Origin of the sequence: Collinsella sp. TM10-22, from assembly GCF_003466125.1 — a bacterium.
Lineage (GTDB): Bacteria > Actinomycetota > Coriobacteriia > Coriobacteriales > Coriobacteriaceae > Collinsella.
In genome coordinates, this window is sequence record NZ_QSOC01000001.1 from 111,632 (window position 1) to 136,640 (window position 25,009).

20 protein-coding genes are annotated in these 25,009 nt (G+C 57.6%); 17 read left to right on the forward strand and 3 right to left on the reverse strand.

The window, feature by feature from the left end:
* Window positions 1–176: 176 nt before the first annotated feature.
* Together DXD94_RS00530 and DXD94_RS09625 are read right to left on the reverse strand one after the other, a co-directional pair.
* Window positions 177–851 (reverse strand): hypothetical protein, encoded by a 675-nt coding sequence (locus DXD94_RS00530; protein ID WP_117762886.1) that lies wholly within the window; start codon window positions 849–851, stop codon window positions 177–179.
* A gap of 448 nt (window positions 852–1,299) precedes the next feature.
* Window positions 1,300–1,458, reverse strand: a complete 159-nt coding sequence (locus tag DXD94_RS09625; RefSeq protein WP_158564762.1) for a hypothetical protein — start codon at window positions 1,456–1,458, stop codon at window positions 1,300–1,302.
* 161 nt (window positions 1,459–1,619) lie between these two features.
* Here DXD94_RS09625 and DXD94_RS00540 point away from each other — a divergent pair, with 161 nt between their 5' ends.
* The 12 genes from DXD94_RS00540 (at window position 1,620) to DXD94_RS00600 (ending at window position 15,100) form a co-directional block, all read left to right on the forward strand.
* Window positions 1,620–3,074 (forward strand): reverse transcriptase domain-containing protein, encoded by a 1,455-nt coding sequence (locus DXD94_RS00540; RefSeq protein WP_117762888.1) that lies wholly within the window; start codon window positions 1,620–1,622, stop codon window positions 3,072–3,074.
* Window positions 3,075–3,107: 33 nt separating this feature from the next.
* Window positions 3,108–3,266, forward strand: coding sequence for a DUF4238 domain-containing protein (locus DXD94_RS09945; RefSeq protein WP_117762889.1), 159 nt, complete (start codon window positions 3,108–3,110; stop codon window positions 3,264–3,266).
* Window positions 3,215–3,994, forward strand: a complete 780-nt coding sequence (locus DXD94_RS00550) for a DUF4238 domain-containing protein (protein ID WP_117762890.1) — start codon at window positions 3,215–3,217, stop codon at window positions 3,992–3,994. Before DXD94_RS09945 ends, DXD94_RS00550 begins: the two co-directional genes overlap by 52 nt.
* A gap of 4 nt (window positions 3,995–3,998) precedes the next feature.
* Complete coding sequence (locus DXD94_RS09950) at window positions 3,999–4,553, forward strand: Abi family protein (RefSeq protein WP_370448114.1); 555 nt, start codon at window positions 3,999–4,001, stop codon at window positions 4,551–4,553.
* Window positions 4,554–5,155: 602 nt separating this feature from the next.
* On the forward strand, window positions 5,156–6,520 hold the full coding sequence (locus DXD94_RS00560; protein ID WP_158564764.1) for an AbiH family protein: 1,365 nt from the start codon (window positions 5,156–5,158) through the stop codon (window positions 6,518–6,520).
* Between the two features lie 478 nt (window positions 6,521–6,998).
* Window positions 6,999–8,099, forward strand: coding sequence for an ATP/GTP-binding protein (locus DXD94_RS00565; protein WP_117762893.1), 1,101 nt, complete (start codon window positions 6,999–7,001; stop codon window positions 8,097–8,099).
* A gap of 2 nt (window positions 8,100–8,101) precedes the next feature.
* On the forward strand, window positions 8,102–8,920 hold the full coding sequence (locus tag DXD94_RS00570) for a hypothetical protein (protein ID WP_117762894.1): 819 nt from the start codon (window positions 8,102–8,104) through the stop codon (window positions 8,918–8,920).
* Window positions 8,921–9,147: 227 nt separating this feature from the next.
* Window positions 9,148–9,585: a DUF4956 domain-containing protein gene (locus DXD94_RS00580; RefSeq protein WP_199568315.1), complete on the forward strand. Its 438-nt coding sequence runs from the start codon at window positions 9,148–9,150 to the stop codon at window positions 9,583–9,585.
* A 247-nt stretch (window positions 9,586–9,832) separates the two neighbouring features.
* Window positions 9,833–10,804, forward strand: a complete 972-nt coding sequence (locus DXD94_RS00585) for a LacI family DNA-binding transcriptional regulator (protein ID WP_233505273.1) — start codon at window positions 9,833–9,835, stop codon at window positions 10,802–10,804.
* A gap of 158 nt (window positions 10,805–10,962) precedes the next feature.
* A complete protein-coding gene (locus DXD94_RS00590; RefSeq protein WP_117762896.1) occupies window positions 10,963–12,363 on the forward strand; it encodes a PTS transporter subunit EIIC in 1,401 nt (466 codons plus the stop codon).
* 107 nt (window positions 12,364–12,470) lie between these two features.
* On the forward strand, window positions 12,471–14,012 hold the full coding sequence (locus DXD94_RS00595; protein WP_117762897.1) for a glycoside hydrolase family 32 protein: 1,542 nt from the start codon (window positions 12,471–12,473) through the stop codon (window positions 14,010–14,012).
* Between the two features lie 95 nt (window positions 14,013–14,107).
* Window positions 14,108–15,100 (forward strand): PLP-dependent transferase, encoded by a 993-nt coding sequence (locus DXD94_RS00600; protein ID WP_158564765.1) that lies wholly within the window; start codon window positions 14,108–14,110, stop codon window positions 15,098–15,100.
* 101 nt (window positions 15,101–15,201) lie between these two features.
* Here DXD94_RS00600 and DXD94_RS00605 read toward each other — a convergent pair whose 3' ends face one another.
* Window positions 15,202–15,546, reverse strand: a complete 345-nt coding sequence (locus DXD94_RS00605) for a winged helix-turn-helix domain-containing protein (RefSeq protein WP_117762899.1) — start codon at window positions 15,544–15,546, stop codon at window positions 15,202–15,204.
* A gap of 193 nt (window positions 15,547–15,739) precedes the next feature.
* Between DXD94_RS00605 and DXD94_RS00610 the strand changes: the two genes are divergently transcribed.
* The 5 genes from DXD94_RS00610 (at window position 15,740) to infB (ending at window position 25,007) form a co-directional block, all read left to right on the forward strand.
* Window positions 15,740–17,251, forward strand: coding sequence for an IMP dehydrogenase (locus DXD94_RS00610; protein WP_117758167.1), 1,512 nt, complete (start codon window positions 15,740–15,742; stop codon window positions 17,249–17,251).
* Between the two features lie 370 nt (window positions 17,252–17,621).
* On the forward strand, window positions 17,622–20,198 hold the full coding sequence (gene leuS / locus DXD94_RS00615; RefSeq protein ID WP_117762900.1) for a leucine--tRNA ligase: 2,577 nt from the start codon (window positions 17,622–17,624) through the stop codon (window positions 20,196–20,198).
* A 259-nt stretch (window positions 20,199–20,457) separates the two neighbouring features.
* Window positions 20,458–20,952 carry a ribosome maturation factor RimP gene (gene rimP, locus DXD94_RS00620; protein WP_117742809.1) on the forward strand — a complete coding sequence of 165 codons (495 nt, stop codon included), beginning with the start codon at window positions 20,458–20,460 and terminating at the stop codon, window positions 20,950–20,952.
* A 1-nt stretch (window position 20,953) separates the two neighbouring features.
* Window positions 20,954–22,201, forward strand: a complete 1,248-nt coding sequence (nusA, locus tag DXD94_RS00625) for a transcription termination factor NusA (RefSeq protein ID WP_117762901.1) — start codon at window positions 20,954–20,956, stop codon at window positions 22,199–22,201.
* Window positions 22,202–22,292: 91 nt separating this feature from the next.
* Complete coding sequence (gene infB / locus DXD94_RS00630; RefSeq protein WP_117762902.1) at window positions 22,293–25,007, forward strand: translation initiation factor IF-2; 2,715 nt, start codon at window positions 22,293–22,295, stop codon at window positions 25,005–25,007.
* The last annotated feature ends 2 nt before the right edge of the window (window positions 25,008–25,009 follow it).

A 25,009-nucleotide genomic window follows, 5' to 3' on the forward strand; every position in this document is an offset into this window, starting at 1 on the left:
CGCCGGCAAACGCCGGCGCGCCCCTGCTATTCAAAGAAGCTCGGAAGCCTCTATGCGTCTGTGCAAAAGCGCGTGAACGAGCTCATCTCTTGAGCTCCCAAGAAATTCGCGAGCGCATCAACTCGGGCGTGGCCACCCTGCTGGCCGCGCCCCTCTGCATCGCACTGCTGCTGGTTTTACCATTTCTGATTTGGGATAGGCACCTTCGCTAGCTCCATGCAAGTGAATTGTGGTCCCACGTGGATTCTTTGGGCCCGATCGCGAGCGCGGGCCCGAAGGCTGTAGTAGCTGGCCCATGCCTGGCGCGACGGGTCGCAGACGCTTTCCTGGCTGCCGCCGTCCCAATAGGTGGGTACGTCCATGCGCGCCTTGGCCTGGGACGAGCCGTTGGTTTGGGTTACGTGGAAGGTCGTCGCGGTGCCCGCGGGGGCGTCGTTCCACGATACGGTGAAGGTGACGCCGTTTTGGCTTGCCGTGGCGGAGTGGGCATAGCCGGTTTCTGCTGCAACGGAGATCGCCTCGGGCGTGCCGTTGGTTTGGGCGCGGAGGGATGGGGTGGGGGCTGTGGTGGCCGTGTTGGTTGCGGCGGCGGTGGCGTCAGCGCTTTCCGCATTGACGGCGTTGGTGCCGGTTGATGTTGTGGTGCTGTCCTCTTCGGTATCTGCTGTCGTATTTGTGTTGGTGCCGTCTTCAGCCTTGCCTGTGTCGATGCTCGTGGCGTCGGCTTGCGCCTGCTGCTCGGTTGTCGCTCGAGGCTGAATGGCTTCCGCAATGGCTGCCATAGGCATTGTTGCGCTGACCATGGACGTGCACGCGATTGCGCAGAACAGGTAGTAAAGGGGTCGTTTCATAGCGGAGCCTCTCGGTGGGCAGCGAATAGGGTCCGAAGGCAGCTCCAGGCCAGCACTCCGCACATATTTTGTTGGGGTTTATTTTACGGGAACCCCAGTCTACATCAGCGAACTTTCTGGGGGATGTTGGGGAGGGGAGTTGGTCCTCGGCCTCGCTGTGCGTAGATGTCTTCGCCCTCGGCGATGTGTCCGTCGGCGAGGAGTGCGAAGCGGCCATACTGAGCAATGCCAATCCACCCGTCTGCGCATCCAAACTCCTGGATTATGCACATCGGGATTTTCACGGTGTTGTCGGCGATATTGTTTTCGCGGACCGTGTACATGCATTAGATGGGGAGGCGCTTGTATCCGTAGGGGCGCACCAGCATTTTCGATGCCATCGCCGTCAAGACAATTGGGTGTGCATCAAGGCGCTGTTAACTGCATGAGCTGATTTCTTATAACCTGTTTAAGCAAAGCGAGAATGGGGAATAAAAATCACCGCCCATCGCGAGTTGGCGATGGGGTACGCTACTGCTGTCAATATCGCAAACGACGAAATTCCGACGTTCGCAACATTGACACCAGCGTTGCCTGCTGCTAGCTGGATAAGAGCCTCGATGGTCATAAGTACCAATTCCTCGCTTTCGTCTAGTATGCCATAGGCAAGCATTGTTTTAGGTGGCCGCGAAAGCGTTGGTTGCACTTGCTGCGCCTTTGATTAGCCTGTCCGGGGAGGGTTAGCCGCCGCTTGTTGATCCGGACAGGTTGATTTATTTGGGGGGTATTTTGGCCGAGTTCGATATCGCTCGTATTCCTCGATATAGTTCCAAAAGTTCATATGCCCATTTCGATCATAGGGCCTCTTTTGCCGAAGTTCAGGCCAAGATTTTAGATTCAGAGTACGTTTCTCATCATGCGTTCTACCCTCTAATTTCCAACGAGATCATTACTGTTCGGTATCGTGGAGGTAAGCGAAGCTGCAAAGTTCGCAATATCGCTTATGCCTCGCATTTCGATCACCGCGTCTTCCAGTACTACTCTTATCTGTGGTCGGACTTATATAACAAGAAGGCTATTGCCGAAGAGTTTAATGAGGTTGCCGTAGCGTACCGCTCTTCGCTTTCATCAGACAGCGCCGTAACTGCTGGCAGCAATATTTCCTCAGCTAAAAAGGCATTCGACTATATGCGTGAGCAAGATTCGGCTTTTGTGCTTACGGGTGATTTCGAGAGCTTCTTCGACAACCTAAATCATGCCCATCTAATAGCGTCGTTGCGTTCGTTGTTTCCCAGTGGACGCTTGCCGGACGATCACTATCAAGTTATTAAAAATATCCTTCGCTATTCGTGCTGGCCTATTGCTGATTTGGCTGCTCGACATGAATTACCATGGTCGGCAATCGATCTTACTTCGGAGAAGACGATCAGTGACGAGGCTATCGAACTTCGGTTTAAGTCTATCCGTGAACTTAATAAGCTGGATGTTATCTTGCCAAAAGCGGAGTTTCTTGCAAACAAAAGTAAGGTCATCACCAGACCGTGGAAGCGAACGGGTATTGGGCTGGGAATTCCTCAGGGTCTTGCCGCAAGCGGAGTGCTCGCTAACATCTATATGGCCGATATCGACATGAAAGTCAGGCTTGCCGTTGAACGGGTTGGTGGCTTGTATCTTCGTTATTGCGATGACTTTATTATTGCCGTTCCAAAGTCTGGCTTTGATGCACTTGTAGAGGCCATCAATCTAATGGCCGGTGTTGATTCCGTTAAACTTCAGCCTGAGAAAACCAAGGCATTCCGGGTTGATAGCAGCGGGGTTGCTCAGCTTGATTTTGAAAGCGTTCGTACGGGTAAGGTCCTTTCGTACTCCGGTGCACATCCGGCACAGAAAGTCAGCTTCTTGGGGTTTGACTTTGACGGGCGCGTTGTAAGACTTCGACAGTCTACGGTTGGAAGGTACCACAAGCGTCTCCGTGAGGCAGCCAGTGCGATTGCGCGCTCTAATCAGGGGGAGGGAAGGCGCGCATCAAAAAAGCGCGTCTCCGCCCTGTATCAACATTATTCACCGCTCGGTATTAAGGGAAGAAGGTTATGCCCCTCGGGTGATGCTGACACTTCTACATTTTCTCGCTATGGGAACTTTCTTTCCTACGTGGCGAGAGCCCAACAGGCGTTTCCTAATGATCCGATTGCCCCCGATGAGGCTAAGATTTACAGGAAGATAAAGCGTCTGAGCGGTCGGTAGCCATTGATTTTGCGTTGTATTTTGGAGGAAGCGATGGTCAAAAACCAACACTATATTCCGCGCTTCTATCTCAAGAATTTTGATGCTTCTGACTCGATGCTCTCCGTTATTCGGATTGAAAATGGAAAGCCAGGAAGAGTATTAGGTGCAAACCAGATGGTATTTGCTTCGAGAAGTACTTGCATGAGGTAAAAAGCCGTTCGGAGAGTACTTATTTTCAGGAGGGCGCCATCGAAGATATGCTCAGCCAGGTGGAGTCACGCTTGGCCCCAAAGTACGAAGAGCTTCTTGGGTGTTTAGACGATGGTGAGCTTATCGGCACTGCACGCCTGGTTGAGCTGATTGATTGCTTAATCGCATTCATTGCTTCTCTTGTTGTTCGCCATCCAAAATGGCTTGGTCCGGAACGGAAAAAAGCATCAACTTTAATTCCGTTTCTATTTGAAAAGGAAACTTTGACCGTCAGCGATCTTGAGACGCTTGAAGTCATGGGGCTTAAGGACGATCTTCCGGCTATTGTGGAAATGGCAATAATGGATGCCGCGCTATTCTCCACGGACGAGCGTGCGCCTTTGATGCAGATAGTTGATATACTGAAACCGATGAACGTCACATATTTTGCGGCGCCTGATAATTGTGAGTTCATAGCTACGTCTTTTCCGCTGCACGCTGAATGGATGTCGACATCCGATGCGGACCCTGTGGCGGTTTATTTCCCACTGTCATCACAATTCGCAGTGGCCTTCCGTAGTTGTGAACCGACCGGCGGGAAACTCGTTTGGCCTCTCGTAGCGGAACAGGTTGACTCTCTGAATCGTTGTCTTGTTGGGGGAAGTGACTTAAACGATTTAGTCTTTGGGACTAATGGTTCCTATCTTGCGTCGATAATCTCAGCGACAGCTCAACACGGAAATCAATAGATTAATTCAGTACAATTACTCCAAGAACCCTGTTGTTAGGCATTTTTATGACAGCGATAAACCCTTGCCTATTTGGGCGCTATTCGAGGTCATGACTCTAGGAAACTTCGGTGTTTTCTATTCGTGCTTAAAGGGCTCGGTTAGACAGAGCATATCTGATGACCTAAAGCTTCCGAACAATTACGACGGTCCCGGGCTTCTCGAACGTACTATCTTCGTTCTTAAGGACCTTCGTAACGCAATCGCTCATAATAGCGCTGTTTATGACGTGAGGTTTAAAAGGGCAAAAGTGGGAAATCAGCTTGGCCAGATGCTGTCATCCGAGGTTGGCGTTCCCTCGATAGATTTTTCAACTATTTCTGATTATGTCGTCCTAATTGTCTATCTGCTCAGAAAGATGATGGTTTCCAAAACTGAGTGCTATCAGTTAATTCGGAACTACTCTAGCGTGCTGGAAGACTTGCACGGCTCCCTGTCTTCCTCAGATTTTCATAAAATAGTAAAGACTGGGGCTAGGAGCAAGATGGATGCACTTCGTAGCTATATAGCTGCTTCTTAAGAAGCAGTAGCTAAAGATGGAGGTTAAAGATGGAGATGACATTCTTTGGTGCTGGGCCCGTAGACAAACATAGGATATCGACTAAAATATAGCCAATTGCGGTGGAAGCCTTCGGGCGACACCTGAAGAGGGTTGATGCGTCGGCCCTCTTTTTTTGTCGATTTCTTTACAGCATGCGTGAGATGGCTGCATGGAATCGTTCTGGATAATGTCATCTCCAGAATTGCCCCTGCGATCCAGCGGCCGCTCAAAGCAGGCATACCTCACGATGCCGATTCAGCCGTCGGCGTACCTGAACTCCTCGATCAATCGTCTGGTAGTCAGGACAGCGATGTTTACGGTGCCGCTCTTTAAATTGAATTGACCCCTTGGAGCCTGGACGATAGAGTAAATAGTTGGTATTGACGTAGTCAACCTACGGGCCTACGTCCTACGGAGAGGCGGCCGTTCTTTTGGATGGCCGTCTTTCTTCATTATGCTTATTGTGAGGGCTTATTACGCCAAGGTTGGCGGACATAAAATCGTTAATTACATCCGAATGGTCTGGATGCCTGAGCGTTATCTGACTGAGAATGAGTCTAAACGGTGTATTAAGGACTAATGTGAGTGCAGAAGATATCAGGTTTACCGGTGAGGATGATGGGAAGAGATGCCGCAATCATCATCTTATAGTGGTTGGCAACGGTTTCGATCTTTCCTGTGGCCTGGCGTCTTCGTTTAAGGATTTCTTTGAGCCTCGAATGAAGGTCATAGATTCTCTTGTCTCGGAAGAGGGCGCTTGTGATTACGGAGCCATCAAAGCGAGAGGCCTGACTGCTTGGGATCTAATCCTTAGAAGCCGGAAGGACATGGAGGCAAGAGCCTTCAACGTGAACTGGTGCGATGTCGAGACGGCTATTGCCAATGTGTTTGGCATCAACCTGCCCGAGGACGGCATCGACGATGAGGGCGTAATGATATCCGACTATGCCGTCTCGTTCGGTTCTCTGCAGGACTACTTTTATATAGCAAATGAAGCGAACGCTCTCAATGTAAGTGACTACATCGAGAATCGGGTCGACGAGATCGAACGGCTTGGAGACGGCATTGACGATGGTAATCAAGGGGTTCTTTCTGAGCTGAGCATTGAAGATTCGGAGAGTTCGGATGACTCAGAGGTATATTCTGCTCTATTGAGAGAGGGTGCTCGCCTTTTGGGACACGAGCCCAATCCTTGGACCGAGCGTGTGGGGCATTACCTCGCCCATGCGTTCCCTCGGGTCCTTGAGGATCCCGAGGGGCAGTTATCTTCCATCCTCATGTCGGAACTCGAGCGTATGGAACACTACTTCAATTGCTATCTCAAAGATGAGGTTGCTCGCAACGATGGCTATTCAGATTGTTCGGATAACTTAATGCGCAAGCTGATTGAGCATACCGTGGTGCCCGATGGTGTGCCCGATGATGCGGTGACTGTTCTCAACTTTAACTATACGTCTCCATATCGGTGGCTTAAACAGCGGTTTGGGGATGCCGATCTTGTCAATATCCACGGCACGCTTGATGGTGAATGCATTTTTGGAATCGACGGTTCCGGCAATTTGGATAATCGGGATATCCTCCCATTTACCAAGACATATCGTGTATTGAAGTCTGCCCGAGGGGTTCCAAGTGGCTCGATTGCTTATCCTTCGCAAAGGGGAGGGGATGGTCTTAAGACATCTTCGATAGTCTTTTTTGGCCATTCGCTTTCGCGAGCCGATTATTCGTATTTTGAGTCTATTTTTAGCACGGTGGATTTGTATAACGGGCATACCAGCCTGGTCTTCCTATACTCAAGCTACGCCAAGAGTGTTCGCGACTCAGAGGTGGCCAAGGTACTTGCCCTTCTCGATTACTATGGCGCTTCGCTTGGTATTGCCGGACGTAGCAACAACCTTGCACACAAGCTCATGCTCGAAGGCCGACTTGTCGTTCGGGAGATTTAGGTCGATCTGCTCAAAAGGTTGTTTTCTGAGGGGTCTCTTATCGCGTCTTCAGTTTTAGGGTGCTTGGTGTTGTCGTGTTTTCCGGAAGTGCGGGGAAAAATCGGAAACCTCCGAGCACACCCGGATTTTTACCAACAAAACCGCAGGTCGCTGATGCCCAAAACCGGGGTGTGGTCGACAGCTCTCTGTTTTTCACCGCACTTCCGGAACCGCTCGACGGAAGTATGCGGCAAATTTCGGAACTCTCGAGCACGCCGCCCTTTTCAAGAAACAAAACCGCAGGTAGAAGCTTTGTCACTATCCAGTGTGGTCGAAATGTCTGGAATTTGCCGCATACTTCTGGTTTGAGCGGCCCTCGCGGTAGGTTTTCATGGTTCGGATGGGCTTTGGCTACGTGACTTTTCCAGTAGTTACGTAATTGATGCAGGTCTCCTATCTCTTGCCGTAATATAATTACGGCAAGAGATAGGAGACTCTCATGCTTAAGCGTTTTACTGTTGATGGCTATAGGAATTTTTCGACTCCGGTTTCATTTAATTTCGCAGCTTCTCGCGATTACCAGTTTGCAGAAAATAACGTTAAAAACGGAACCGTGAAAACTGCACTTTTGATCGGCAGAAATGCGTCTGGTAAATCGAATTTCGGTTCAGCTTTATTCGACATTACACTCGGCTTTCCAAAGGCATTCGATTATTCTGACCAGGATGATCGTCTGTTTTTGAATGCTGACTGCGGGCGAGGTACGGCACAGTTCACCTATGTCTTTGAATTTGACGGTCGCGAAATCAATTACTGCTATGAGAAGACTTCTCCGACTACTTGGCTTCACGAGACCCTATTGATTGATGGGGAGCGAATTTTCGAATTCAATAATGCAAGCGGCGTTTTCGAAGAGAACCATCTTGAACGAATCGGTGCTGCTGGGATCAATTTTGAATTCTCCGATACCTCGTTGAGCCTTCTTTCATACATAACGAGCAGTCTTCCAACTAATGTTTTAGGCGTCTTGGCGGAGTTGCGCCGATTTGTCTCGCGCATGAGACTGATTCGCATGGATAGTTTTCGATTGAAAGGGTTTGAAACAAGAAAGGTAATCGACAAGATCATACGCGAGAACAAGGTCGCGGAATTCGAGTCATTTATTCGCAATTTTGGAGTCGATGAGTCCCTGATCGTTATTATAGAGTCCGACGGCTTACCTGTTCTGTATTTCAATCATCCCATGCGATGCATCCCGTTTGTCGAGGCATGTTCTAGCGGTACAAGAACTCTGGTTAAGTTGTTCTCTGAGCTTGAGCTTAACGAGTCGGCCAGCTTTTTGTTCATAGATGAGTTTGACGCTTTTTGTCACTTTGAGATGGCAGAGAGCCTTTTGAAGCTCTTTGCTTCAAAGGCATCGTGTCAGATACTGTGCTCGACCCACAATACCTCGCTTGTTAAGAATGGCGTAATGAGGCCTGACTGCGTTTATCAAATCTCTGCAAAAGGGGGCATTCGAACTTTGGCCGATTCCACCGATCGCGAGTTGAGGCTTGGTAACAACATCGAGAAGCTCCTCCGTGCCGGAGAGTTTGACTAGTCATGAACAATGCGTCCGTAAAGAACGTCCTGCTCATTGTCGAAGGTGCTAAACGCGAGCCTCAGCTGATGGAGCGCATGTTTGATTCTTTTAGCCTCGCAGATGATCATCAAATTGTTCCTGTCGAGATTAATGTTCATGACTTTCTAGACAAGCTCTTTCAAGAATGCGGTTGCGATTTCGAGTCCATTGATCTTAAATCCTTTGTCGCAGAGCTTCTTTCGGATAAAGATGATGCGGCCCAGCTTCTCGAATCCAGTTTTACAGACACCTTGCTTATATTTGACTTAGATCCTCAGGACAATCGGCTCGATTTTAAGCGGCTTGAGCTAATGCAAGACTATTACTGCGACAGCACTGATATGGGTCAGCTATATCTAAGCTATCCATCGGTTGAAGCATATCGTGATTTTGATTCCTCGAAGTTTTTCTCTCTGGATGATGCCCTTGTTCCTTCAGATGTGATTTTTGGCCAGCGATCTTACAAGGACTGGGTTGCCAGGAGGGGAGATTCGCCTGCGGATATTGGGCGTATTGATGGCTATACATTTGCTTGCATTATTGCCGTTCATGCCCTGAGGTCGCTATGGTTAACTAATGAACAGGCGACGCAAAATGCAAACGAGTGTATGGCTGACTTAGCTGCGACTGTGGCGGACATCAATCATTCTGAACTTTTGCTCAACGAGATTGATCGTCTGAACAATGATTCATTTTGCGCATGCTGCACTTGTCTATTCTTTATTTCGAATTGGCCTAAGCGACTTAACGACGTTTTGAATAAGGCGATTAAGAGGGGTTTGGGTATTCGTTTGTTCTAAATCTATAACGGCAGCGACAAGGTGATTAAGCTCGAGCGCAAAAAGAAGTACGGCAGCTGGATCTACAAGGAGGACGCGCCACTTACACGCGGTGAGTTTGAGCAGATTCTGGCTGGCGACTACGGCTTTTTGCTGAGGAGCCCCTATCCGCTCTGTCGCGAGTTCTACATCGAGTGCATCTACAACATGATGCGCCCGTGGGCCATCGTGGACTATGAGCGTGAGCCGTGGGTGATGGACGAAGGTACCGTGCTCTGTCTATTGTCCGCTACCGCACGGCGGTCAAGGACCCGCTCGACCTGCTGTATCTGTTTTGGGCCATTACCACGGGCATTACGGCGGGTGCCGGCATGTATGCGCTCGTGGGGCTCACGGCGGTGGTGATTGTGGTGATGATTGCCGGCTTTGCGAGCCACCAGGACAAGGCGCGCGTGTACATGATGGTCATCCACTACACGGGCCAGACCGCCGGCGACGACATTGTGCGCGCCTTTGGCCGCACCAAGTTCACCGTCAAGTCCAAGATCATGCGCGGTGACAAGGTCGAGATGGCCGTCGAGGTGTTCTCGGACGGCGTTGATATGCCCTATGCCGACGCCATCCGCGCGCTCGACGGCGTGGAAGACCTGACGCTCATCAAGTACAACGGCGAGTACCACGGCTAACTATTTCCGGCGTTCTACCGAACGCCGGACCGGTCGACGCTGCGCGAACATCTGCCGGGCGATCTGCCGCTCAAACCGTCGCTCGCGTACATAAAGTACGCTTCGCTCCTCTTTCGCGGCACCTCGCCACGGCAGCTGCCCGCTCGCTGACGTTTGCTCGACCTGAGTGGGCCGATTTGGTTCGCATGCCGTCTTCACGGGTATTATGGTGAAAGCGATTTCAACGACAGGGGTACTCGTGGTAAAGATGAAAGATGTGGCCGAGCTGGCCGGCGTTTCGAGCGCCGCCGTCTCGCGCTACCTCAACGGTGGCTACATATCGACGGACAAGGGCGAGCGCATTAAGCAGGCGATTGAGCTGACCGGATACGTGCGGTCCAGCCAGGCTCGCGCGCTGCGCACCGGTTCCACCAAGCTCATCGGCGTCATCGTACCTAAGATTAACTCGGAATCCGTGAGCCGCATTACCGCCGGCATTGGCCAGGTGCTCGGTCGCCGTGGCTACCAGATGCTGCTTGCCAATACCGACAACGCTGCCGATCGCGAGCTCGAATACCTCGATTTATTCCAAAACCACCCGGTCGATGGCATTGTGCTGGTGGCAACCATGATTACCGACGAGCATCGCCGGGCGATTGAGTCGTGCCGCGTGCCCATCGTGCTGATCGGTCAGAATGTTGAGGGCGCGGCGTGCGTCTATCACGACGATTACGAGGCCGCCTTTGAGCTGGGTCATGCGCTTGCGGGTCGCGTGGATGGCAAGATTGCCTACATTGGAGTTACCGAGGAGGACCGCGCTGCTGGCTATGACCGCCGTCGCGGTTTTGAGGCCGGCTTGCGCGCCGCGGGCGTGGCGCTTGATCCGAGCCTGATTCGCCAGGGGTCTTTTACGCTCGACTCGGGCTATGGTGCGGCGCGTGAACTGCTTTCCGTCGCTCCCGATGTTTCGTTTATCGCCTGCGCGACCGACACCATGGCGGCGGGTGCGCTGCGTGCCATCGATGAGGTTCGCGGCGTGGGCGAGGGCATGCACCGCGTAAGCGGTTTTGGTGACAACGCGTTTTTGCGCGCGCTGACGGGCGGCATTCCCACCGTGCACTATGGCTACCTGACCAGTGGCGTCGAGGCGACCAATATGTTGCTCAACACGCTCGATGGCGTGGAGGGGGAGAGCGGTCTCAAGACGCTCAAGCTCGGCCATCAGCTTATGAATGTCTAGGTTTTGGGCACGTCTGTCTGCCTCTGAGTCGCCTGTTTTTGCCTTAAAACTACCTTTCGCCGGCTTTTTCCTACCGTTCACCCTATTATGAAAACGATTACAGTATAAGTGTCAAAGATGGCCGGGTGCGAATGCACCCGTTGGAGGAAAGGGAAGTCATGGACTACCGCAAATCAGCCCAAGAGGTGCTCGACAACGTCGGTGGCGCCGACAACGTTGTTTCGGCCGCGCACTGCGCTACGCGTCTTCGCCTGGTGATCGCCGATAACGCCAAGGTTAACAAGGGGGCCATCGAGAACGTCGACGGCGCCAAGGGCGTCTTTGAGGCTCAGGGCCAGCTTCAGATTATTTTTGGCACCGGCACTGTCAACAAGGTCTACGAGGAGTTCATCGCGCTTAGTGGCGTCGAGGCTGCCACCAAGGCCGAGGTCAAGGAGGCCGCGGCGCAGCAGCAGAACATCTTTATGCGCGCCATTAAGGTACTCGGCGACGTCTTTGTCCCCATCATCCCCGCCATCGTGGCTTCGGGCCTGCTGCTGGGAATCATGAGCGCCCTCAACTTTATGGCCTCCAACGGCTTTATCGCGCTCGACACCAATAACTTTATCTACAAGATCGCCGACCTGGTCTCGGGAACGTCCTTCGGCATTCTGCAGATCCTGATCGGCTACTCCGCCGCCAAGGCCTTTGGCGCCAACCCGTACCTGGGTGCCGTCGTCGGCGGTGCGTTCATCAACTCCTCGCTGCAGAGCGCCTACACGGTTGCCTCCGAGGGCGTGCAGACCATGGTCACCGTCATCCCCGGCGTGTACAGCTTTGAGTGGGTCGGCTATCAGGGCCATGTGATTCCCATCGTTATCGCCTGCGCCATTCTCGCCTTCCTCGAGAAGCGTCTCCACAAGGTTGTCCCCGAGATGTTCGACCTCTTTGTGACCCCGCTTGTCTCGGTGTTCGTGACCGTGCTCGTGACGCTCGTTGCCGTCGGCCCCATCTTTGTTTGGGCCGAGAACGCCATCCTCGGTCTGATCCAGACCCTGCTGACCCTGCCCTTCGGCATCGGTTCCTTTATCGTCGGCCTGTTCTATGCCCCCACGGTCGTTACCGGTATCCACCAGATGTACACCGCCATCGACCTGGGCCAGCTCGCCCAGTACGGCGTGACCTACTGGCTGCCCATCGCTAGCGCTGCCAATATCGCCCAGGGTGGCGCCGCGCTTGCCGTTGCCTTTAAGACCCGCGATGCCAAGATCAAGGGCCTGGCGCTTCCTTCGGCTCTGTCCGCCTTTATGGGCATTACCGAGCCTGCCATCTTTGGTGTGAACCTGCGCTTCTTTAAGCCCTTCATCGCCGGCTGCATCGGCGGCGGCTGCGGTGCCCTGGTTTGCGCGCTCACCTCGCTGGCTGCCTCCGGCACGGGCGTTACCGGTATCTTCGGTATCCTGCTGTGCCTGGCCCAGCCCGTGCAGTACGCGATCATGTTTGCGGTCGCCGCGCTGGTTTCCTTTGGCGTCTCGTTTGTCCTGTACAAGGACGAGCCCAAGGCTTCCGAGCAGGCCTAAGGGCTTTTGATTGAGGGGGTGCCCGCGGGTTGTATGCTCGCGGGCGTTTCCATCATTTGGCGCCGATCTCTGGTGCCTTGTAACTTTCGATCCGTTAGGACTTTGATATGTCTAATGCACTTGGTCGCGACCTTGCAAAGCTGGTTGCCGCTGTTGACGCTGCCGCCTCTGAGTGCGGTCATGGCGCGTATGGCCAGCACTTCCATATTATGCCGCCGGCGGGTTGGCTCAATGACCCCAACGGTCTTTGCCAAGCGGGCGGCGTGTTCCACGCTTATTTTCAATATGCGCCGTTTGATGTCGAGGGTGGCGTTAAGGTCTGGGGTCATGCGACGAGCCGCGACCTTATGACGTGGGACTACGTTGGCGCCCCGCTGCTGCCCGACGAGCCGTTCGATTGCCATGGCGTGTATTCGGGCTCCGCGCTTGCTGAGGACGGCCGCATTCGCGTGCTGTACACGGGCAACGTTAAGCTTTCCGATGCAGACGGCACGTACGACTACGTCAATACCGGTCGACGAGCCGATACTGTTTATGTCGAGAGCATTGATGGTCTTGCCGGTCGGGAGTTCAGCCAAAAGCGCGTGGTGCTGGCGTCCGATGATTATCCCGAGGATTTGACCTGCCACGTGCGCGATCCCAAGGTGTGGCGTGACGCGGACGGGCGTTATCACATGGTGCTGGGCGCCCGTCGTCGCGTGGATGGACCGCATATCGAAAGCCATTTTTGTGCGATGCACGGCGAGGGTGCCGGGCGCGATGTGGGCGAGATCCTGGTGTATGGCTCGGCCGATATGTTGAGCTGGGAACTCGAGAGCCGTGTGTCTACGCCCGAGCGTTTTGGCTTTATGTGGGAGTGCCCGGGATACCTTGAGCTTGAGGCGGATGGCGGTGCGCCGGCGAAGTGGCTGTCCTTCTCTCCCCAGGGGCTCGAAGGCGGTCGTTGGGACCGCGGCAACGTATACGCTGCTGGCTACATGCCTGTAACAGGCGACATTACCGGCGGCGACGGTGCCTATGAGCTGGGCGAGTTCCGCCTGTGGGACGCCGGTTTTGACTTCTATGCTCCGCAGGAGTTCACGGCCGAGGACGGTCGCCACATGCTGATCGGCTGGATGGGCATGCCCGATGAGCCGACCTATGGCAACGCGCCCACCGTGGTGTGCGGCTGGCAGCACTGCATGACGGTGCCGCGTGAGCTTACAGCCGGTGCCGGCGGCGTGGTGCTGCAGCAGCCGGCGCGCGAGATCGAGCGCCATTATGCCTCGGTGCGTGTGGGGGTGGGCTCGTTAGAGGTTGCCGGCGATACCTGCTTTGACGTTGTTGTCGACGGTGTCAACGACGCGTTTACCGCGACCGTTGATGACGAGCTGAAGCTGGCGTTTGTGCCCGCCGAGGGCGAGCTGCCCGCGCGCTTTGAGATGCGATTTGCCGATGAAGGCCGCGCTTCTGCCGGCTGCGGTCGTACCGTGCGCTGGGAGCCCGTCGACGAGGTTCGTAACGTGCGCGTTGTTGGCGATGTCTCGTCGGTCGAGGTGTTTGTGAACGATGGCGCGCTCGTGTTTTCGACACGCATCTATCCCGAGGCCTATGGCGTGACCGTTGACGCTCCGGGTGCGAGCGTGAACTATCACACGCTCATCATCTAGGTGATTCGTCTCATATCGGCGCTATACTGCAGCCGTTGCCCACGATGCGGGGAACACCCGCAGCGTGGGTTTTTGTTTTGAGGGGACGGTGCCGTATGGGCGTACAGCAGCTAGAAGAGGCCTGGGTTTTGAGGACCGGCGCGCGTGAAGCGCGGTTGCTCACGGCCTCGCATGTGCCAGCAGCGTTGTCGCAATTGGGGATTGTGCGCCCCGGTGACCGCCTAGTTGCGTTTGCCGATGACTTTGTCGATGCGTTTGCGCACGGCTTTGATGCCCTCAACGTGGCTATGGTGGGGGAGCTGTCGGTTGCAGCGTTTGCTGCTGCGTCCGTGGGTTTTGACGCTTCGTTTGATGTCGCGGGCCCGCATCTGTGGTGGTTCGTTAACTCCATTGGCGGGTTTGGCCTGCGCGTGCCCGATCTTCGTGCTCTGGGCCGCGCGGCTCGCGAAGCCCGCGCGCTGCTTGTTGTAGATAACACCGTGGCGTCTGCTTTTGGCTGCGATCCGCTGCGGCTGGGTGCTGCGCTGTCGCTCGAGGCGCTCGATCGCGTGTGCGCCGGCAAAGCTCCGCGCAAGCTCGTTGCCGCTTCGGTGGCGCGTTCGCAGCTCAAGCGCCATCGTGTGGATGCTGCTGCCGAGTGCGCACATGCCCTGCTTGAGGGCTGCGGCTTGGCTAAGCTTGATTTGCCTGCTGACGAGGCCGATGTGCTGGAGCGTGGGCTTTCCTCGCTCGACGCTCGCATTCAGGCTCACTTCGATCGCGCCCGTGCGCTGGCCGAGTACTTGGCCGCAAACGAGATGGTGCGCAACTTGCGCTATCCCGGGCTAACCTCGCATCCCGACCATGCGGTTGCAACGGGAATCCTCGAACACGGCTTTGGTCCGGCAGTCGAGTTTGACCTTATCGACCGTACGGCTGGCGAGCTATTCGATGCCTTGCCGGGGGAGTTTCGCACATCGCCTGCCGGCGGCGCCGCGACGCGCCTTTCTGCTCCACGCGGCAAGCAGGGGAGTACCATCTGCCTTTTCGCCGGCATCGACGATCCTCTGGCAGTAGCGGCCACCCTAGACCACGCCCTCCGCAAGTAGCTAATTTGGGACGGGGCTTTTTTAGCTACCCAATGTCAATTTTTGGCTATGAGTCAAGAATGCTCTGGATGGGTAGCTAAAAAAGCCCCGTCCCAAATTAGCTACTCTTTGATGCTGGCGATGAGGTCGTTGGCCTTGGTGGCGATCGCTTGGTTGATTTCTGCTTGCAGGCCCTCGTAGACCGCTACGGCTCGCTCGCCGGCGGGGGTGAGCGTGGATCCGCGGGCGCCGTCGCGCTCGATGAGCTTGCAACCCAGCTGTCCTTCGGCCTCATTTATGATGCGCCAGGCCTTGGAATACGCTATGCCCATGCTTTTGGCGGCGCGGTTGAGCGAGTGCTCGCGGGCGATACCCTGCAGCAGCAAGACGCGGCCGTGGCCGAACACGCCCGGCAGATCGTTGTCGCACGATTGAATGACCAGTCGCGCCGCCGTCTTGTGCTCCATGTGCCCCACGTCTTCCCGCTAAAGTGTTTGCTGGGCAAACGCAATGCCTGCGTCAAGCCCTCGTGTGCTCTTCTTAAATCATGCATTGTAGCAGTCAAAGTGCGTTAAGATACTTCCCCAGTATTGGGCGCCCAAGGTTGGGCTGGGTCCTACGAGGCCTGCAGCCGACCGGTCGCATGGAAAAAGGAGAAACATGGCTACGTTCTTTCCCGGTGAGTCCCACACGTTTTCGGAGTATCTGCTGGTCCCTGGTTACTCGTCCTCGCAGTGCATCCCCAACAACGTCTCTCTTAAGACGCCGCTGACCCGTTTTAAGCGCGGTGAGAAGCCGGCAATCACCCTGAACATCCCCATGGTTTCCGCCATCATGCAGTCCGTCTCGGGCGTCGACATGGGTGTCGCGCTCGCTACCGAGGGTGGCCTGTCCTTCATTTACGGTTCCCAGACCCCCGAGTCCGAGGCCGCCATGGTCAAGGCCGTCAAGGATCACAAGGCCGGCTTTGTCCAGTCCGATTCCACGCTGACTCCCGACATGACTATGGAGCAGGTTATCGCCCTCAAGGAAAAGACCGGTCACTCCACTATGCCGGTTACCGACGATGGCACCCCCAAGGGCAAGCTCGTGGGTATCGTCACCAGCCGTGACTATCGCCCCAGCCGCGATGATCACCAAAAGAAGGTCTCCGAGTTCATGACCCCGCGTGAGCAGCTCATCGTGGGCGACAAGAACATCAGCCTCAAGGTTGCCAACGACGTCATCTGGGACAACAAGCTCAACGCTCTGCCCATCGTCGACGACAACGATCACCTCATGGGCATCGTCTTTCGCAAGGACTACGACAGCCACAAGACCAACCCCAACGAGCTGCTCGACGGCGATAAGCGCTACATGGTCGGCGCCGGTATCAACACCCGCGACTATGCCGAGCGCGTGCCGCTGCTTATCGAGGCCGGTGCCGATGTCCTGTGCATCGACTCCTCCGAGGGCTTCAGCGAGTGGCAGAAGCGTACCATCGAGTGGATTCGTGCCAACTACGGCGAGGACGTCAAGGTCGGTGCCGGCAACGTCGTCGACGCCGAAGGCTTCCGCTTCTTGGCCGACTGCGGTGCCGACTTCATCAAGGTCGGTATCGGCGGCGGCTCCATTTGCATCACCCGCGAGACCAAGGGTATCGGTCGTGGCCAGGCCACCGCGCTGATCGACGTCTGCCGCGCCCGTGACGAGTACTACGAGGAGACCGGCGTCTACGTGCCCGTGTGCTCCGATGGTGGCATCGTCTACGACTACCACATGACGCTCGCCCTTGCCATGGGTGCCGACTTTATGATGCTGGGCCGCTACTTCGCCCGCTTTGACGAGAGCCCGACCGAGCGCGTCAACGTCAACGGCCAGTACATGAAGGAGTACTGGGGCGAGGGCTCTGCGCGTGCCCGCAACTGGCAGCGCTACGACCTGGGCGGCGCCGCGAAGCTTAGCTTCGTCGAGGGCGTCGACTCCTACGTTCCCTACGCCGGCTCCCTCAAGGACGGCGTGGGCGGCACGCTCTACAAGGTCAAGTCCACGATGTGCAACTGCGGTGCCCTCTCGATCCCCGAGCTCCAGGAAAAGGCGCGCCTGACCCTGGTCAGCTCCACCTCCATCGTCGAAGGCGGAGCCCACGACGTTGTTGTCAAGGATTCCCAGCAGAGCGTCACGTACCGCTAGGCGGCTTTCCCAGGCACCGCATCTTGGGCCTCAAACCGTCGCTCGCGTACCAAAGTACGCGTCGCTCCTCTTTCGGCCCAATCTGCGGCACCTGGAAAACCCGTTCATACTAGGACGGGTAACAAATAACGGTTGACTCGCAACCACGTTATTTAGATAAAGCGAGATGCCTGCAAGTCGCAGACATCTCGCTTGTTGTATTTGCTATCATCAACCAAGTTAACCTTAGGGTCGGGCGGCTTAGCTTTGTTCGCTACAAGTTCCGCACGCAAAGAAGAGCACTTAATGTGCTCTTCGTCTTGCGCAGGACTGTCCGCAGTAGCGAATAAAGCTAAGCCGTCCGACCCCAGCTAAGATTAAAGGAGCTGATATGTGCGATTGCACAGATCATAAGGACGAGATCCCTGCTTACGACGCGCAGGCCATTGAGTCCCGGTGGATGAAGGCGTGGGACGACGAGAACCTCTTTGCCGTCGACACCGACGACAGCAAGCCCAAGAAGTATGTGCTCGAGATGTTCCCGTATCCGTCGGGCGACCTGCACATGGGCCACGCGCGCAACTACACCATCGGCGATGCCATGGCCCGTCAGGCCCGTATGCGCGGCTGCGACGTGCTGCATCCCATCGGCTTCGATGCCTTTGGCCTGCCCGCCGAGAACGCCGCCATCAAGCACAACACGCAGGCTGCCGCCTGGACGTATAAGAACATGGACCAGGCGCTCGCCACGATGAAGCGCATGGGCTTCTCCTACGATCTGGATCGCATGGTCAAGACCTGCAGCCCCGACTACTACCGCTGGGGTCAGTGGATCTTTGAGAAGATGTGGGAAAAGGGCCTGGTCTACCGCAAGAAGAACCCGGTCAACTGGTGCCCCACCTGCAAGACCGTTCTGGCCAACGAGCAGGTTACCGAGGGCAAGTGCTGGCGCTGCGGCACCGAGCCCGAGAAGCGCGACCTTGAGCAGTGGTACTTCAAGATCACCGAGTATTCCCAGGAGCTGCTCGACGATCTGGAGAAGCTCCCCGGCTGGCCCGAGCGCGTCAAGCAGATGCAGGCCAACTGGATCGGTCGCTCCGAGGGCGCTGAGGTCGACTTTACCCTGTGCGACAAGGACGGCGAGCCCATCGAGGGCGACGAGGGTAAGATCACCGTCTTCACCACGCGAGCCGATACCCTTTTTGGCGTGTCCTTCTTTGTCCTGGCTCCCGAGTACGCCGGTCTTCACGAGCTCGTCGAGGGCACGGAGTACGAGGAGGCCGTCACCAAGATCGTCGAGGACTCCAAGCATATCTCTGCCGTCGAGCGTGCCCAGGGTACCCTTGAGAAGCACGGTGCCTTTACCGGCCGCTACGTGGTGAACCCCGTCAACGGCGAGAAGGTCCCCGTGTGGGTTGCCGATTATGTCGTTGCCGACTACGGCACCGGTGCCGTCATGGCCGTTCCCTGCGGCGACCAGCGCGACTTTGAGTTTGCCCGCAAGTACGACCTGCCGATCGTGCCGATCATCCTGGACGATGACGATCGCGCTGCCGTCGAGGCCAGCGGCGAGACCATCGATACCTTCCATGCCGAGACCGTCGACTGGGATTGCGCCCACGCTGCCGAGGGCACGTTGGTCCAGTCCGGCAAGTACACCGGCATGCGCGGCGGTAAGCACTCCGAGGGCGAGGCTGCCATCGTGGCCGACCTCGAGGCCATGGGCTGCGGTCGTCGCAAGGTCGAGTTCCGCCTGCGCGACTGGCTCATCAGCCGTCAGCGTTATTGGGGCAACCCCATCCCGGCCATCCACTGCGAGCACTGCGGCATCGTGCCCGTGCCCGAGGATCAGCTGCCGGTGACGCTGCCCGAGAACCTGGACCTGGGCGCCGGCGAAACCCTCGCCGAGTGCAAGGAGTTCTACGAGACCACCTGTCCGGTCTGCGGTCGCCCGGCCAAACGCGAGACCGATACCATGGACACCTTCACCTGCTCCAGCTGGTATTACCTGCGCTATACCGATCCGCACAACACCGAGCTGCCCTTCTCCCGCGAGGCCGCCGACCGTTGGATGCCCGTCGATAACTACATCGGCGGCATCGAGCACGCCATTCTGCACCTGCTCTACAGCCGCTTCTTTACCAAGGCGCTGCGCGACCTGGGCCTGCTGAGTGTGGACGAGCCCTTCACCAACCTGCTGTGCCAGGGCATGGTCAAGGACGAGAACGGCGACACCATGTCCAAGTCCAAGGGCAACGTCGTGCCCCCGAGCTCGGTCATCGAACCCTACGGCGCCGACACCATGCGTTTGGCGATCCTGTTTATCGCCCCGCCCGAGAAGGACTTCGACTGGGATCCCAAGGCCGTCGAGGGCGCCAACCGCTTCATCAAGCGCGCCTGGCGTATCGTTTGGCAGCTCGTCCAGTCCAGCGACGCCAACGTGGCCTTCGACAAGTCCGCGCTCGACGAGGTCGCGATGAAGCTCTATCGCGAGCGTCACCGCACCATCGCCAAGTGCACCGAGGACTTCGATCGCGGCCAGTTTAACACCGCCATCTCGGCCGTCATGGAGCTCGTCAACGCGGCGAGCGCCTACCTCAACGCCACCGAGGGTACCGCCCGCGACAAGGCGCTGTGCTACGGCGTGGCTAAGGATATCGTGAGCGTCCTTGCCCCCATCTGCCCGTTCTGGGCCGACGAGCTGTGGCACGAGGCACTCGGCTGCGAGGGCAACGCCTACACCGCCGCCTGGCCCGAGTTCGACCTGGCCGAGTCCGTTGAGGACACGGTGCAGATCGTGGTCCAGGTGCTCGGCAAGGTCCGCGGCCGCGTCGACGTTGCCCGCGATGCCTCCAATGAGGAGATGCAGGCTGCCGCCGAGGCCGCCGTCGCCAAGTGGCTCGAGGGCAAGACGGTCGTCAAGGCCATCTGCGTGCCCGGCAAGCTGGTCAACCTGGTGGTCAAGTAAACGCTGCATGCATAGCTGACGCATAAACGACGAGGGGCGATCCGGCTGGGTTGCCCCCCCGTTTTGTTTTGTCTGCCCAAAGCGCCTGCGGTCAATTGTCTTATTCTTGTGGAGATGCTGTGGGCACGCTGACCTGCGGGTTTCTGCGGCACTTGCGTGTTTCCGCAGGTATTGGTATAGTTTGCTTGCAAATGAAGTTGTAATTGAAAGAAGTGGGGTTTCGGCCCCGCTTCTTTTTTGTATGGATGGAGGTGCCGCAATGGTCAAGACCAAGACCGAGCAGGCGATCATCGACGCGCTCGAGGCCGTCGCTCCCCAGCACGATGTCGACATCGTCGACGTCGAGCTCGTGGGTGCCACCAAGGCCCCCTGCGTGCGTGTGCGTATCGAGGGTGCCGAGGGTCAGAGCCTGTCCCTCAACGACGTCACGGCCAACACCAAGTGGGTCGGCGATGTGATTGAGGAGCTCGACCCCATCTCTTCGAGCTATACGCTCGAGGTGTCGAGCCCAGGCATGGCGCGCCCGCTGCGCCGCCCGTGCGACTTTGCCCGCTTTATGGGCGAGGACTGCGAGCTCACCTCCACCGCCACCGAGGGCCGTCGCAAGTACGCCGGCAAGATTGCCGCCGCCACCGAGACGAACGTGACCCTCGAGCTCGAGGACGGCGAGTCCGTCACCCTCGATTTCACTGATGTTAAAAAGTGCAAGTTGAAGCCCACCTACGACTTCAAGCCCGCGAAGGAAGGAAAGTAAGATGGCAGCATCCGACATGATGTCCGCCCTGATGGAGCTTTGCCAGGAGAAGCACATCGACCAGCTCTACCTGATCGACCGCCTGGAGCAGTCGCTCGCCAAGAGCTACGCCGAGATCCTGCATCTTGAGTGGGGTGCCAAGGTGACCATCGACCGCACCACCGGCAAGATCTATGTCTACCGCCTGGAGCCGATCGACGATTCCATGGACGAGGAGGGCAACTTCACCGAGTTCGAGGAGATCGACGTCACTCCCAAGAACACGAGCCGCATCGCCGCCCAGCACGCCAAGGCCGAGATCAACGCCATCGTTCGCAACTCCGCTCGCGAGCAGATCTACGAGGAGTTCTCCGGCCGCATCGGCGACCTCATCAGCGGTACCGTGCTGCAGTCCACCCCCGACTTTACGATCGTCAAGATTCGCGAGGGCGTCGAGGCCGAGCTTCCGCACTTTGACCAGCGTCGTTATGAGAACGAGCGCAACGAGCGTCCGATGGGCGAGCGCTACCTGCACAACCAGCACATCAAGGCCGTGATCATCGACGTTCGCGACCCCAACTCCAACCTGCAGCCTGTTCGCGGCGAACACAGCCGTCCGCCGATTGTCATCTCTCGTACCCACCCCGAGCTCATGCGTCGTCTGTTTGAGCAGGAGGTGCCCGAGATCTATGAGGGCACTGTCCAGATCAAGTCGATCGCCCGCGAGCCCGGCCAGCGCTCCAAGGTCGCCGTCCACTCGCTCGACGATCGTCTGGATCCCGTGGGCGCCTGCGTCGGCCCCAAGGGCAGCCGTGTTCGCGCTGTCGTGGGCGAGCTCCGTGGCGAGCGCGTCGACGTCATCCTGTGGGATGCCGATCCTGCCGTCTACGTCGCCAACGCCCTTTCGCCCGCTAAGGTCACCCGCGTCCTCATCGACGAGGAGAAGGCCTACGCCGGCGTCATCGTGCCCGACGACCAGCTGTCCCTCGCCATCGGCAAGGAGGGCCAGAACGCCCGCCTCGCTGCGCGCCTGACCGGCTGGCACATCGACATCAAGTCCGAGACGCTTGCCGCCGACATCCTCAAGAACGTTCCCGTTCACGAGGAGCCCGCCGCCGACCTGATCGGTGACGAGGAGGACGAGGACGCCCGCCGCTGCGAGTACGTGTCCGAGGACGGCATCCAGTGCCGCAACCAGGCTCGTCCCGGCTCCCGTTTCTGCGGTGTCCACGACACCGACGCCTTCGATGATGCGGAGGACCTGATCTAGCGCGCGGTCGCGCCGGGCGGGTCCCGGCGCATCTCCCACGCTCGTTCAGTCTCTAGGCACCCAAGGTGCCAGAAAGGGTAGGTGAAGTCATATGGCAAAAGTCCGTGTGTCCACCCTGGCCAAAGAGTTCGGCATGACCTCTAAGGAACTGATGGGTCATCTCGCCGATATGAAGATTCCCGCTAAGTCCGCTTCCTCCACCCTGGAGGACGCCTACGTTGCCATGGTCCGCAAGCAGCTCGCCTCGGTGATCGAGGCCCGTGCCCAGGAAGTCGAGGCCGCCAAGCAGGCCGAGGAGGAGGCTGCCGCCGCCGAGGAGGCCGCTCGCGCCGCCGAGGCCGAGCGCGAGCGCATCGCCGCCGAGAAGGCCCGCGAGGAGGAGCGCCGCCAGTTTGCCGCAGCCCAGGCTGCCGAGGAGGCTGCCCGCGCCGAGGCCGAGGCCAAGAAGAAGGCCGAGCAGGAGCGCCTTGCCCGCGAGAAGGAGGAGGCTGCCCGCGAGGCCCAGCGCCGCGCCGTTCCCGCTTCCGACTCCGGTTCGCGCTTCCGCTCGCTGCTCGATCAGATCGCCGCACAGGAGACCGTGCTCAAGGAGAAGAAGGACGCCGAGGACAAGGCCAAGGCCGAGCGCGCCGCCGAGCGCGGTAACCGTCGTGGCGGCAACAACGACCGTCGCGGTGGCCGTCGTAACGATCGCAGCGCCTCCGACAACAACTCCGATCGCAACGCCTCCGAGAGCCGTCCGCACAGCCATCGCACCAACGCCAGCAATAACGTCGCTGCCGGCATGGACTTCCCCAACCCCGACAAGCAGGGCAAGGGCAAGAAGCGCAAGGGCGGTCACAACAACGAAGAGGACCACTACAGCCGCATGGCTCGCGAGGCCGAGGAGTACAGCCGCGAGAAGGTGCTCGAGGAGGCCCGTGCCGCCGTCGAGGAGGCCTCTCGCGAGTCCACCGGTCGCCGCAAGAAGCGCAAGGAGAAGCGCGAGCGCGAGGCTGCAAAGGCTCAGGAGGAGCGCAAGATAGAGGAGGCATTGGCCCAGGGCGTGAACCCCGAGGAGCTCGATGCCATCAAGGTCTCCCAGGGCGTTACGGTCCAGGAGCTCGCCGAGGCGCTTGACGTTCCGGCCAACGATATCATCAAGCGCCTGTTCCTGCTGGGTACGCCGCTCACCATGACGCAGTCCATGTCCGACGACCTCGTCGAGCTCGTTGCCGACGACCTGGGTCGTCAGATCAAGATCATCACCCCCGAGGAGGAGAACACCTTCTCGTTCTACGACGATCCCGCCGACCTTAAGCCGCGCGCACCGGTCGTCACCGTCATGGGCCACGTCGACCACGGTAAGACGTCGCTGCTCGACGCCATCCGTCACACCGGCGTCGCTGCCGGCGAGGCGGGCGGCATTACCCAGGCCATCGGCGCTTCGCAGGTCATGATTAACGACCGCAAGATCACCTTCATCGATACCCCGGGCCACGCCACCTTTACGGCCATGCGTGCCCGTGGTGCCAAGGTGACCGACATCGTCATTCTGATCGTGGCTGCCGACGACGGCGTCATGCCCCAGACCATCGAGTCGATCAACCACGCCAAGGCCGCCGGCGTACCCATCGTCGTCGCCGTCAACAAGATCGATAAGCCGGGTGCCAACCCCGACCGCGTGCGCCAAGAGCTCACCGAGTACGGCATCATCCCCGAGGAGTGGGGCGGACAGAACATGTTCGTCAACATCTCGGCCAAGCAGAAGATCGGTATCGATGATCTGCTCGAGACCGTGCTGCTCCAGGCCGACGTGCTCGAGCTCAAGGCCAATCCCGACACCTTTGCCTCCGGCAACGTCCTCGAGGCCAAGCTCGACAAGGGTCGCGGCTCGGTTGCCACGGTGCTCGTCACCCGCGGTACCCTGCACGTGGGCGATACGCTGGTCGCCGGCCTTACCTACGGCCGCGTCCGCGCCATGCTCGACCCCAAGGGCAACGCCGTCACCGAGGCCGGTCCTTCCGACGCCGTCGAGATTCTGGGTCTTCAGTCCGTGCCCAACGCCGGTGATGAGTTCCGCGTGTTCGAGGACGAGCGCGAGGCTCGCGCCCTCGCCGACGAGCGTTCGCTCAAGGCCCGTATCGAGGAGCAGAGTCGCGTTAAGCACGTCACGCTCGAGAACCTCTTCGAGACCATTGCCGACGCCGAGGTCAAGGAGCTCAACCTGATCATCAAGGCCGACGTTCAGGGTTCTATCGAGGCCCTTCAGGACTCGCTCGACAAGATGGACCAGTCCGAGGTGCGCATCAACACGATCCACTCCGCAGTCGGTGCCATCAACGAGACCGACGTCGTCCTGGCCGACGCCTCCAACGCCATCATCATCGGCTTTGGTGTCCGTCCCGACGGTAAGGCCCGCTCCGCTGCGGAGCGCGAGGGCGTCGAGATCCGTTGCTACGATGTCATCTACAAGTGCCTCGAGGAGCTCGACGCTGCCCGTATCGGCATGCTCAAGCCCACCGAGGTCGAGGTCTCCACGGGTACCGCGACCGTCCTGGACACCTTCAAGGTGCCCAAAGTCGGTATCGCCGCCGGTGTCCGCGTCGAAGAGGGCGAGATCGCCGCGACCGATTCCGTGCGTCTGGTGCGCGACGGCATCGTGGTCTTTAACGGCAAGATCGCCTCGATGCGCCACTACAAGGACGAGGCCAAGAGCCTCAAGAGTGGTTCCGAGGGCGGCATTGGCCTGGAGAACTTCCAGGACATCAAGCCCGGCGACCAGATCGAGGGTTACCGCATCGACCAGGTTGCCCGTACCGAGTAGGG